This is a genomic window from Neoluteolibacter marinus (assembly GCF_014904755.1).
Lineage (GTDB): Bacteria > Verrucomicrobiota > Verrucomicrobiia > Verrucomicrobiales > Akkermansiaceae > Haloferula > Haloferula marina.
Genome location: NZ_JACZFQ010000070.1, coordinates 53,846 through 65,769 on the forward strand (window position 1 = coordinate 53,846; position 11,924 = coordinate 65,769).

General features: G+C 65.3%; 10 protein-coding genes. 8 read left to right on the top strand and 2 right to left on the bottom strand.

The window, feature by feature from the left end; translation table 11 throughout:
* The first annotated feature begins 28 nt into the window (after positions 1 to 28).
* Together IG178_RS13570 and IG178_RS13575 are read left to right on the top strand one after the other, a co-directional pair.
* Positions 29 to 745, top strand: coding sequence for an RNA polymerase sigma factor (locus tag IG178_RS13570; RefSeq protein WP_193213099.1), 717 nt, complete (start codon positions 29 to 31; stop codon positions 743 to 745).
* A 126-nt stretch (positions 746 to 871) separates the two neighbouring features.
* Positions 872 to 2,257 carry a serine/threonine-protein kinase gene (locus IG178_RS13575; protein ID WP_193213100.1) on the top strand — a complete coding sequence of 462 codons (1,386 nt, stop codon included), beginning with the start codon at positions 872 to 874 and terminating at the stop codon, positions 2,255 to 2,257.
* Between the two features lie 191 nt (positions 2,258 to 2,448).
* Here the strand turns inward: IG178_RS13575 and IG178_RS13580 are convergent, their stop codons facing one another.
* A complete protein-coding gene (locus tag IG178_RS13580) occupies positions 2,449 to 3,333 on the bottom strand; it encodes a hypothetical protein (protein ID WP_193213101.1) in 885 nt (294 codons plus the stop codon).
* A 42-nt stretch (positions 3,334 to 3,375) separates the two neighbouring features.
* Positions 3,376 to 4,227, bottom strand: a complete 852-nt coding sequence (locus IG178_RS13585) for a hypothetical protein (protein ID WP_193213102.1) — start codon at positions 4,225 to 4,227, stop codon at positions 3,376 to 3,378.
* Positions 4,228 to 4,754: 527 nt separating this feature from the next.
* On the opposite strand from IG178_RS13585, the gene IG178_RS13590 reads away from it, so the two are divergent.
* From IG178_RS13590 to IG178_RS13615, 6 genes are all read left to right on the top strand, one after another.
* A complete protein-coding gene (locus IG178_RS13590) occupies positions 4,755 to 5,492 on the top strand; it encodes an RNA polymerase sigma factor (protein WP_193213103.1) in 738 nt (245 codons plus the stop codon).
* Positions 5,493 to 5,548: 56 nt separating this feature from the next.
* Positions 5,549 to 6,022, top strand: coding sequence for an MGMT family protein (locus tag IG178_RS13595; RefSeq protein ID WP_193213104.1), 474 nt, complete (start codon positions 5,549 to 5,551; stop codon positions 6,020 to 6,022).
* 61 nt (positions 6,023 to 6,083) lie between these two features.
* Positions 6,084 to 8,795, top strand: a complete 2,712-nt coding sequence (locus IG178_RS13600) for a serine/threonine-protein kinase (RefSeq protein ID WP_193213105.1) — start codon at positions 6,084 to 6,086, stop codon at positions 8,793 to 8,795.
* 81 nt (positions 8,796 to 8,876) lie between these two features.
* The gene (gene rsmH / locus IG178_RS13605; protein WP_193213106.1) at positions 8,877 to 9,911 is read left to right on the top strand and encodes a 16S rRNA (cytosine(1402)-N(4))-methyltransferase RsmH; all 1,035 of its coding nucleotides are present in this window, start codon (positions 8,877 to 8,879) and stop codon (positions 9,909 to 9,911) included.
* 53 nt (positions 9,912 to 9,964) lie between these two features.
* Positions 9,965 to 10,666: a GDSL-type esterase/lipase family protein gene (locus IG178_RS13610; RefSeq protein WP_193213107.1), complete on the top strand. Its 702-nt coding sequence runs from the start codon at positions 9,965 to 9,967 to the stop codon at positions 10,664 to 10,666.
* On the top strand, positions 10,663 to 11,898 hold the full coding sequence (locus tag IG178_RS13615; protein WP_193213108.1) for a glucuronyl esterase domain-containing protein: 1,236 nt from the start codon (positions 10,663 to 10,665) through the stop codon (positions 11,896 to 11,898). Before IG178_RS13610 ends, IG178_RS13615 begins: the two co-directional genes overlap by 4 nt.
* Positions 11,899 to 11,924: the final 26 nt, after the last annotated feature.

Consider the following 11,924-nt stretch of genomic DNA (forward strand, 5'->3'; position numbering starts at 1 on the left):
GCCGGAATATGGTAGGGAGCGTGTCGACATGTCCGAAGACCGCTCCGACCTCTTCCTCACCACCCGCTGGACCCTGGTTGGGGAGGCGGCCCGAACGGGGGACGCCGGTGCGAAGCAGGCGCTTGGAAGCTTGTTCGTGACCTACTGGAAGCCGCTTTATCGCTACGCGAGGAGGCAGGGGAAGAGTCCGGAGGACGCGGAGGACTTGGTACAAGGCTTTTTCGAGCATTTGCTGGAAGGCGACGGTCTGCGGAAGGTCGATCGTGACCGCGGGCGCTTCCGGGCTTTCATGCTGGGCTCGCTGAAAAATTACGTGGCCAGCGAGTGGCGGCGTGAGCACCGGCAGAAGCGCGGGGGATTCGCCGTCCATTTGTCCTTGGACTGGCACGACGCCGAGACAGGGCTGGGACTGGACGCGGAGGAGCACCGCAGTCCGGACCGCTGGTTCGACAAGGAATGGGCCACGGCACTCCTCGACAAGGTGCTGGACGATCTGGACCGCGACGAACCGGGCTTCGAGCGCTGGAAGCGGTTCCTCGGGAGGGGGCAGGGGGACTTGTCTTACGCGGACGTGGCGTCGGTTCACGGCATGAGCGAAGGCGCTGCCCGGGTAGCCGTGCACCGGCTGCGCAAGCGCTACCGGCAGCGGGTGCGCGATGAGATTGCGGGCACTTTGGCCGATCCCTCGATGATCGACGACGAGATGCGGTCCCTGTTCGAGGCGTTGACCGATGATTTCACGTAACGGCAAGCGGGGAAGGGACAAGGGAAGGATGACATGAACGACCAAGCGATTTGCCTCGAATGTGGAAAGCCGTTGCCAGCGGGCGGTACGCACGAGATCTGCCCCGCATGCCTGATGGCCCAGGCCATGGCCTCCGGAACCAGGGACACCCGGACGGGCGGGGCGGGACAGGTTCCGCCGTCACCGGACGAGATCGCGGCGCGGTTTCCCCAGTTCGAGGTGGTCGAGTGCCTTGGCCGCGGCGGCATGGGTGTCGTCTACAAAGCCCGGCAGAAGTCGCTGGATCGTTGGGTGGCGATCAAGGTGCTGGCCCCGGAGCGGATTCACGACGAGCGGTTCGCGGAGCATTTCGAGAAGGAGGCCAAGACGCTGGCGAGGATGAGCCACCCGAACATCGTGACGGTGTTCGATCACGGGGAGTCGGACGGGCTGTTCTACATCGTGATGGAGTACGTCGATGGGGTGAACCTCCGCGACCTGCTACGCGAGGGCAAGATGGCTCCGGAGCAGGCACTGGCCATCGTGCCGCCGGTCTGCGAGGCCTTGGAGTATGCCCACGGCAAGGGCGTGGTCCATCGCGACATCAAGCCGGAGAACCTTTTGTTAGATCGTGATGGAAGGGTGAAGATCGCCGACTTCGGGATCGCCTCGCTGGTCGGGGCGACGGGTGAGAAATCGGGCACACCGCCCTACATGGCGCCGGAGCAGGAGCAAGGAACTGTCGACCGCCGGGCGGACATCTACGCTCTGGGCGTGGTGCTCTACGAAATGCTGACCGGCGAGCGGCCGGCGAAAGACGTCGTCGCCCCGTCGCGGAAGGTCGAGGTGGACGTGAAGATCGACGAGATGGTACTACGCGCCCTCGAGAAGGAACCGGAGCGGCGCTACCAGACGGCGGCGGAGTTCCGGACGATGGCGCAGACCATGGCAGGTTCCGGCAAGCTCCCTGCGACCTCCTCAGGTATCCGCGAGGCACGATTCAATGCGGGTTCTGTGAGGCTTCATTTCACCATCTTGGCCGTGACCTGGTGGATCAGCATGCCACTTGGAGCCATCCTTCCGCTGGTGTCGGGCGAGGAAGAGATTCTCCTCCTTTTGCTATGGCTGCCGGCGATGGCCGTGGCCGGGGTCTTCTGGTGCGTCCTCCTGTACCGCCAGTGGCTGCTTCTCCAGGGGCACGGCGCTCGCGTTACCCCGGGCAAGGCGGTTGGCTACGGGTTCATTCCCTTTTACTGCTTTTACTGGTGGTTCCACGCCTACGCCGGGCTGGCCACCGATACGAACCGCTGCCTGGAAAGGGCTGGAGCCGCTGCTCCCCGCATGTCGTTCGGTCTCTCCGTGACCTACTGCGTCCTAGGCGTCCTCCTGTGCACGATCGGGCTCCATCCGGTCGCAGGAGCCTTGATCGACGTTCCCTACATGATCGTGGGCTTCATTTTGATCCTCCAGCAGAGGGACTGTGTCCTCGCCTTGCTGAAGCTGAGGTCGGGGGAAGCAGCGGATTTGAGGTAAAGAATCCGGTGGCCTGTGGTAGGGGCGGACTTGTCGTCCACCGGTTCCGCAAAGACCGTTTCGATATCCGACAGGGTGAAGGTTTTATCCGTCGAGATCGACGGTCCGAGCCCGGGGTTGGAATCGGAAATCCGGGAGGCCGCACGGAAGACGAATCGCAGGGCCGCTCCGGGGCTCTTTACGGGGGAGAATCAGTTGCTTCCTTCATCGTGCGGCTCATCGGGACTCACCATTGCCATGCGGCGCTGAGCCTCGCGCCGCCCCATCTCCTGAAGGGATTCCGGGAGATCCTCACAGATGGATGCGATGGTCCGGTCCTCTTCGGAAAGAAGGGCCATGTCAAAATACTCCTTCAAGCACTGTTCCCGGGTGTCGAGCGCTTCTTCGGGAAGCGCGGCGATGTCGGTGCGCATCCGTTCGAGGTCTCCGTAGGTGGCACTGGTGATGGCCCGCGCCGCAGCCGAGACCTGCATGGGCGACTGTTTCGGCTCCCGCGCCCAGGCAAGCGCAGCCGCCGCGTCCGTTTCAAGCCATCCTTCCATCATGTTGCGGGCGTCGGCATGGTTCGTGAAGGAGGTGCCGGGACCGAAGCGCCTGAGACCGCCCTCCGGGTCCACCCGGCCCCATTGCCGCCAGAGCGAGTCCCACACTTGCTGGGTGATCCCGTTACCCCGGTCCTGCATGCCTCCCAGTGATTCGAGGGCGCGCGGGATTTCGTCAGCGGTCAGCGCACCGATCACTCCTGTCAGGAAAGCAATCTGGTTGCTGCTATTGTAGATCTGGGCACCGCTAGCGATCAGGTCCATCCGTTCTGCGGACGTCAAAAGCCGGGCTTCCTCGGCGGTGGGGCCGTTGTAAAATGCCGCGATCTTCCCGGAGTCCTTGTTCCGGGTCATCCTATCCCGGCTTTTCCGCGTGCTATCCATCGCTCCGCCGGTCGGAGTGGAGGAATCTTCGGCGACACGACGCGGGACTCCGGCATTCGTGCCGGACTGCATCCGGTCACTCTGGCGGGCTGCCAGGAAAGCAGTGCCTCCGACGACGGCGGCGAGGATGAAAGTGGTGGCGGGTTTCATGATGGGAGTCAGGTCAATGCCGGGGGAAAGCATGGACAGGTTTTACCGGTGAAGGATCCCGGCAGCCGGATCGCCATCGGGTCTCGACTCGATCCAAGCCTTGGCGGCTCCGGGGTCGGAACTCACCCACTGCGACCACGCGATCTGAAGCGGATGCGTGCCGGGGATGGGTTCCCCGGAGTTGGAAACGGTTGGAAGGCGGCTGGCCCACTCGGCCATGGCAGCCGGGTCCCGGATCGCCATCACTGCAAGAAAACGGTTCCATTGGTAGACTCCGCCAGGGTCGGCGGCATGTTCCTCCAGCCAGGTGGCTGCTTCGTCGGGATCGGTGTAAGCCAGGCGATCCAGAACCACGGGCCACGCCTTGGCCTGCAATTCGGGAGTCATCGACTCGTAGACGACGCCGGGGGAGTTCGAGGTGTCTCTTGCAATCGCCAGATCAAAGAAGTCATGCCAGCCTGCCCGCGCGGTGCCATCCTCTCCGCTGAAGAGAGCCATGGCATTCCCCACCTTGTCGAGGTCGCCACCGGTGTCCTGGATAAGGGCATAGGCGGCAGCCGCCTGGCCACGGCTGTCTTTCCCCGGCTCCCGCGCCCATTGGAGTGCGCCTTCCGGATCGGTCTCCATCCAGCCGGCCATGAAGCAACGGCAGTCGTTGGAAGTGAAAAGGGCGCCGCCCTTCTCCGCGAGGTCAAGACAGGCATGGGGATCGACTTTTCCCCACTGGCTCCAGACGGTGTCCCACACTTCCTGGGACCAGGTGTTGCCCCGGCCCATGGCTTGGCGAAGGGTCTCGACGGATTCCTCGAGCTCTTCGCGGGTCATCACCGATACCAGTCCACACAGCACGTCTTCCTGCCGGTTGGGATCGCTGAGTAGAGCCGCTTTCTTCATCAGTGCGATGCGTTGGTCCGGTCTGAGTTGTGCCGCTCGCCTTGCGGTCAGTTCACGCCCGGGAAAAACCCTTGCCGATGCACCGTCCGCGTCGTGGGGGGTGGAAGGGGCTCGATCCGGTCGGGCATCGTGTGAAGTTGCAGCGTTTCGGGATGGTCCCTCCGTCTCGCCCCCGCGGTGTCCCAGGAGCAATCCGGCAATGCCGGAAAGGGCGATCAAGAGCAAGGAGTGGCCGGTCTTCATTGGCTGCGATTCGCCACGAACTACTAACTGGCAGGTTCGGTTGAGGGCAATCTCATTGTCGGTTCAAACTATGTTCCGCTTACATTGCGTTCCATTTGCCCATCATGCCATCTCCAGGTCCATCTCGCGGTTCTGCCAGAGTCCGGGGTCGCCGAGGAGGAAACACGCTTCGCCCATCCTAATCTCTTCGGCCGAACGTGTGAGCTGGACAGCATCCGCCCGCCGATTGGGTCCGATTTCCTGTAACGCGGTCGTTTCCGTGTGGTAGAAGCAACGCGGGACCGATGAACGCTGCGAAGGGGAGTTTCTTTGCCACCACCCGCTGGACGCTGGTGGGCGCCGCGGCGCGGGACGGCGACAGTGCGGCGCTTGAGGCGCTGGGGACCTTGTTCGAGACCTACTGGCAACCCCTTTACCGCTACGCGCGTCGGAAGGGGAAAACGAAGGAGGACGCCGAAGACCTGGTGCAGGGCTTTTTCGAACACTTGATGGAGGCCAGGGCCTTGCAGGACATCGATCGCGCCAAGGGGCGCTTCCGGGCCTTCCTGCTGGCCTCTTTCAATCACTGGATGATCAACGACTGGCGGCGCGGTGCCCGGCTCAAGCGCGGGGGCGAGGCGACAGTGCTTTCGCTCGATTGGGAGGATGCCGAGACCGGATTGAAGCTCGACCCGGAGGACCGGATGAGCCCCGACCGCCACTACGACCGCGAGTGGGCGCTGGCCCTGTTAGGGAAAGTCATCGGCGACCTGGAAACCGCCAGCGCCGGGGAAGGGAACGCCGTCCAGTTCGCGGTGTTGAAACCTTGCTTGACCGCCGACTCGGCGCGGATCGGCTACGCCGGGATCGCCGCGCAGCTCGGCGCCAGCGAAGGCGCGGCGCGGGTGGCGGTGCACCGGCTGCGAAAGCGCTACCGGCACCTGCTCACGGCGGAGATCGCCCGCACCTTGGCCTCGCCCGACGCCGTGGAGGAGGAGATGCGTTCGCTGTTCGCGGCGCTCGCGGACTGGAAGAACGATTGATCCGGACATGGCCGCGGGTGTAGCAAGGATCCCCATCAACCCTACGCCGGAAGACCATGAAGAAGAACACCAGCCCGGGCATGAAACGCAGCCGGGTGCCTTGGAGCGAAAAGCTGCGCCCGGAGATGGAGGCCGTCGTTTGCGACGACCCGAAGGGCCGCGGGAAAATGCTGCTGCCGACCCCGATGCTGGTGGCGGGCGCGATGCGCGGGATCCCGGCGCGGGCACTGCTGACCGTTCCCGAACTCCGAAACCGGATGGCGCGGAGCCACGGCGCGGACCTGACCTGCCCGCTGATGACGGGGATCTTCTACAACATCATCGCCGGCGCGGCCGAGGAGGAGATTGCCGCCGGCAAACCGCCGCTCGCCCCCTACTGGCGGGTGGTCCAGGAGAACGGAACCCTCAGCCCGAAGACTCCCGCCGGGCCTGAACGGCAGGCCGAGCACCTGCGCGGCGAGGGACACGTCGTGGAGGAGCGCCGTGCCAAGCTGCATGTCCGCGACTTCGAGCAGTCGCTCGCGGATTGATGGAAATAGGTCGTAACAGTGCCGGGCGGAAGGTTTTGGGGAACTCATCGCCACGTAAGCCATGAGTGAATCCATCCCTTCTTGTCCTGATTGCGGCGGCCCCTTGCCGGCCGGCGCACCGCAAGCTCTTTGCCCGTCCTGCCTGATGCGCCAGGCCCTCGTTTCGCGGACGTTTGACGAGGGCACCGGGGCTTCGGGACCAGCGCCCTCGCCGGCGGAAATCGCGGGCAAGTTCCCGCAGTTCGAAATCATCGAGTGCCTCGGTCGGGGCGGTATGGGGGTGGTCTACAAGGCCCGCCAGAAATCGCTCAACCGCACGGTGGCGATCAAGGTCCTTGCCCCGGAGCGGGAGCACGATGCCCGCTTCGCCGAACGTTTCGCCCGCGAGGCCGAGCTGCTGGCGAAACTCAACCATCCGAACATCGTCACCATCCACGATTTCGGTGAGACCGGCGGGCTCTACTACATCGTGATGGAGTTCATCGACGGCGTGAATCTCCGTGACCTGCTGCGCGACGGCAAGATCGACCCGAAACAGGCGCTCGCCATCGTTCCGCCGGTCTGCGAGGCGCTACAGTTCGCCCACGACCACGGGGTGGTGCATCGCGACATCAAGCCGGAGAACCTGCTGTTGGACCGTGCCGGCCGGATCAAGATTGCCGACTTCGGGATCGCCGGACTGGTGGGCGCCGACGGTGAACGCTCGGGCACGCCGGCCTACATGGCGCCGGAGCAGTCCGGGCCGGAGGTCGACCATCGTGCCGACATCTACGCGCTCGGCGTGGTGCTTTATGAAATGCTCACCGGCGAACGGCCGGCGGAGAACGTCGTCGCCCCTTCGAGGAAGATCGAAGTCGACGTGAAAATCGACGAGATGGTGCTGCGGGCCCTGGAGAAGGAACCGGAGCTCCGCTATCAGACGGCCGGCGAGTTCCGGACCGTGGCGGAGACGCTGGGAACGGACGGTGCCGGACGGAGTCCCGAAATTCCCCGGTCCGTCCTCGACGCCATGTCCGCGGACCCGGCGAACTGGCGCTGGCGCTTCTTCTACCACTGTGCCGGTGATCCGCGCCTGGTCGTGCCGAAGCGCCTCCGCGGCTTCGGCTGGACGATCAACTTCGCCCAGCTTTGGGCGATTCCGTTCCTGGCGGCGGTGATCCTGGTTCTGTTAGGGTCGATGAGGCTCGCCGTCGCGACCGGCTACACATCCACGGCCAACCTGCTGCCGCTGACCCTTGGCCTGGTCGCCGCGGTGATCGGCGTCTGCCACAACCTGTCCAAGGGCCCGGTCGCCCGCGAGGGCTATCCGCCGGTTCACGTCAGGAGCCTGATCACCGCGGGGATCGCCTTCGGTCTCGTGCTGCTGTTAGGAAACTGGCACCCGGGGCGTTCGCCCGCCGCCGGGCTGACCGCCAAGGCCTGGCAGGTGTGGCGGTCCGGCAAACCGGCGGAAGCACGGCCGATGTTCGAAGAGGCGGTGAAAGTCGCTCCCGGTGACCCCGACGCATGGAACGGGCTCGGGTGGTCATGCTTCAACTCGGGTGACCCGAAGGCGGGCGAAGAAGCCTTCCGCAGGTCGGTCGGGCTCGATCCCGATCACGCCGCCGCGCTTAATGGACTCGGGCAGATCGCGTTGGCCCGGCACGATTATGTCGGAGCCGAGCCGTTCCTTCTCAAGTCGGCGGGCCGTGGCGCGACGGCAGCCTGGCACGGATTGGCGCGGCTCTACCTGCTGACAGGTGATTTCGCTCAGGCCGAGAGATGGGCGGGAAAACTGGTCGGATCCGGCGGCGCGGACGAGCTGGGGCAGCAGATGCTCGACGCCGCCAAAGCAAGGGAGTTGCCCGAAGACTTGGAGCGGATGATCGGCGGAAGCGCTCCTCGAGTTCGATCAAGCATGCTGCCGCTTCCCGAACCGGGAGAGTCTCCCGACAATGGTCGGACTCCGCAGCCTCGGCATTCCGGCGGGGATGCGGATCCGCCGGTCAAGGCCGTGCCGGACAAAACGGATTCGTCGTCTGGACTCGCGCCGGGGGCCGCACGTGAAGATGGAGGAGTGTTCCGGTTCTTCTGCTACCACAGTCCGGCAAAGGACAGTTGCGGGGACGCACAACCGGAGACTTTCGACGGCGCGTTGATGATGGCACCGGTTCACCGCGAGTTGGACGAGCACGGTGAGGGCGTCGAGTGGAAGGTGGCCCATTGGCTCGAGGTCCACGATCCGCCCAACCAAGGCGACTCGGTGGCCTTGCCCGGGGCGTTCGAGTTCCAAGCAACCGCGCATCTGGCGGTTGTCCGGGAGTTCTGGACCTATGAGGCGGATGCCAAGGGCGGGCCCAGGAAGAAGGAGTGGGTTCGCCGGACCGTGGCGCACATCACGGCCGGCGGCGAGGGCGAGAATGCGCCGGTCCTGCGGGTATCGGCACATCTCGACGGGGATTCAAAGATCCAGAGTGACACCGATTTCAATACCGCTGCGACTGCGGTTCGATACAGCCCGACCTTGATCACCTGGGAAGGGAAAGCGATCGCTGCGATCGACGTGAAATGGCAGGCGGAAGGCCAATGGCTCAGGAGCTACGGGACGTGGACGGAAGCCGGGCAGGTACGTCCGCTCGGCACCTATGCCCGGGCCCTGAACTGGACCTTCGGGGTCTGGAAGGCGGGCCGGACACCTGCGATCGACCCGGGCTTCCGTTGGCCCGAGAGCCGGCCTGGGTTCGAGCTGCCCCCGATCGACCAGGGTGCCTCGGGTTCCAAGCGCGGTCACTAGGGCAGGCGGTCGCCAACGGCTTGTGGATCGGGCGCTAGTTTCGGTTGGCAGGTCCGGGTCTCCGGATTGTAGCTTCCGGCCATGGACGACACGCCGCGGCCGCCGCGACGCAAGCGCTACTCCGGGAAGAACCCGCGGCGCTTCGAGGACAAGTACAAGGAGCACGATCCCGCGCGCTTTGCGGAGACGATCGGCAAGGTGCTGGAGTCGGGGAAGACCCCGGCGGGGATGCACGTGCCCATCATGGTGGAGGAGTGCCTCGATGCGCTGCGCCTCGCGCCCGGTCTAACAGGTGTCGACTGCACCCTCGGCTACGGTGGTCACGCGCGGGAGATCCTGTCGCACATCTCTCCCGGCGGCCGCTTGATCGGGCTCGACCTCGATCCGATCGAGCAACCGAAGACCGAGGCTCGCCTGCGGGCCGCGGGATACGGGCCGGAGGTGTTCACCGCGGTTCATTCGAACTACGCGGGGATCCGCAAGGCGCTCGACCGCCAGGCGTTGGAGGCGGTGGATTTCGTCTTCGCCGATCTCGGCTGTTCCTCGATGCAGTTCGACGATCCGTCGCGCGGCTTCACCTTCAAGGCCGACGGCCCGCTCGACATGCGGATGAATCCCGGCCGCGGGGTGCCGGCTTCGGATTGGGTAGCGAAAATTTCGGCCGAGAAGCTGGCGGTCGTGCTGTCGGAGAACTCGGACGAACCCTTGGCGGACGAGATCGCCGCGGCGCTGGCGGGGGGGCGGTTCGGGGGGACATGCGAGTTTGCCGGGGCGGTCCGCGGGGTTGCCGCGGTGGCGCGCCTCGACGAGGAACGCCGGGAGCTGACGGTCCGGCGGGTGTTCCAGGCGGTGCGGATCGCGGTGAACGAGGAATTCTCCTCTTTGGATGCCTTCCTGAGGCAGCTGCCCCATTGCCTGGCGCCGGGGGGACGGGTGGCGGTGCTGACCTTTCATTCGGGCGAAGACCGGCGGGTGAAGCATGCCTTCAAGGCGGGTCTGAATGACGGCACCTACGCGGAGATCAGCGACGGGGTGATCGTCGCGGGGCCCGACGAGCGGCGGAGCAATCCGCGGAGCTCACCGGCCAAGTTGCGCTGGGCATGCCGCGCATCGTGACATGATCTGTCATTCCGGATCGAACCGCATTCCCGCAACGTAGGAGGATCGCTATGAAACTCCGCGCACTTTCGATTTTCGCCGGCCTGCTGGCCGCCTCCGCCTGGGCCGCCGATCCGATGAGCCCGATCAAGCCGGCGGACTACAAGGCCCCGGTCAAGGTCGCCTGCATCGGCGACAGCATCACCCAAGGCTCCGGCGCGGAGCCCGGCCGGGCCTACCCGGCGCAGCTTCAGGAAATGCTCGGCAAGGAGTGGAATGTCCGGAACTTCGGCGTCGGCGGCCGGACGCTGCTGAAGAAGGGCGACATGCCGTATTGGATCGAGAACGCCTACAAGGAGGCCCTCAAGTTCGAGCCCGACGTGGTGATCATCATGCTGGGCACCAACGACACCAAGCCGCAGAACTGGGAGCACGAGAAGGAATTCACCGACGACTACGTCGAGCTGGTGAACTCGTTCCAGGGACTCTCCAGCGAGCCGCGGATCTACGTGTGCCGGCCCTGCCCGGTGACGGAGCCAGGGAACTTCGGGATCAACGAGAAGAACCTCAAGGTCTGGATCAAGCGCATCGACGAGATGGCCGAGGACATGAATCTCGGGGTGATCGACATGCACAAGGCGCTGGAAGGCAAACCGGAGCTGTTGCCCGATCGCGTGCACCCGAACACCGAGGGGGCGGGCGAGATGGCCAAGGCGGCGGTCATGGCGTTGACCGGCAAGGCCGCGCCGGAGCCCGAACCGGCCGGCAAATGAAGTCGACGATCCTTTCCTTCGCGGTTGTCGCGATTTCCACCGCGGCGGCCGGCGACCTTCCCGACCCGCTGCTTGCGATCGATGGTTCGAAGGTCCGAACCGCCGTGGAGTGGAGGGAGAAGCGCCGGCCGGAGCTGCTGGAGCTGTTCACCCGGGAGATGTATGGCCGCAACCCCGGCCGGCCCGGGGCGATGACGTTTGAAGTTTTCGACCGCGAACCCTCGGCGCTCGGCGGCAAGGCGACGCGGATCCAGATCGCCATCCGGCCGGGTGGCGCGGATGGCCCGCGGATGGACCTGCTGGTCTATGTGCCGAACCAAGCGAAGGGGCCCGCGCCGGCGATCCTCGGCCTGAACTTCTGGGGCAACCACGCGATCCACAAGGATCCTGGCATCCGCCTGACCGAAAGCTGGGTGGAAGAGCGCACTTCCTACGCGGACCTCGCCGGCGTGGAGAAGAACCGCGCCACCGAGGCGACCCGCGGCGCCAATGCCAGCCAATGGCCGGTCGAGGAGATCCTGTCGCGGGGCTATGCCTTGGCAACGATGTACCGTGAGGATGTCGCCGCCGACCACGAGCCGCACTTTGCCAGCGGGGTGCACCCGCTGTTTCCGGACCTGCAAGAAGGCGATGACAATTTCAGCACGATCGGTGCCTGGGCCTGGTCGCTGAGCCGGGCGCTGGATGCCTTGGAAGAGGAACCGGCGATCGATTCCAAGCGGGTGGCGGTGTTCGGCTTTTCCCGGCTCGGCAAGGCCGCCCTGTGGGCCGGCGCCAGCGACGAGCGCTTCGCCATGGTTCTCAGCAACGAGTCCGGAGCCGGGGGGGCGAAGTTGTTCCACCGAGGGATCGGGGAAGACATCGCCCGCCTGACCAAGGTTTTCCCGCACTGGTTCGCGCGGAATTTCAGGAAGTATGCCGGCAGGGACACCGCGCTGCCGTTCGACCAGCATCAGGTCATTTCCCTCGTCGCGCCGCGTCCGGTCTACATCGCCAGCGCCGTCGAGGACACCTACGCGGACGCCGAGGGGGAGTTCGCGGCGGCGAAAGCCGCCGAGCCGGTGTTCCGGCTGCTCGGGGCCGAGGGGCTGCCGTGCGATAGCTGGCCGGCACCTAACAAAACCGTGCAGGGCGGCATCGGCTACCACGTCCGCGACGGCAAGCACGACGTCCTGCCCTACGACTGGGCGCAGTATCTCGACTTCGCGGACAAGCACCTGAAGTCGCTTTGAAGGATTCATCGGCGCCCCGGGATCCG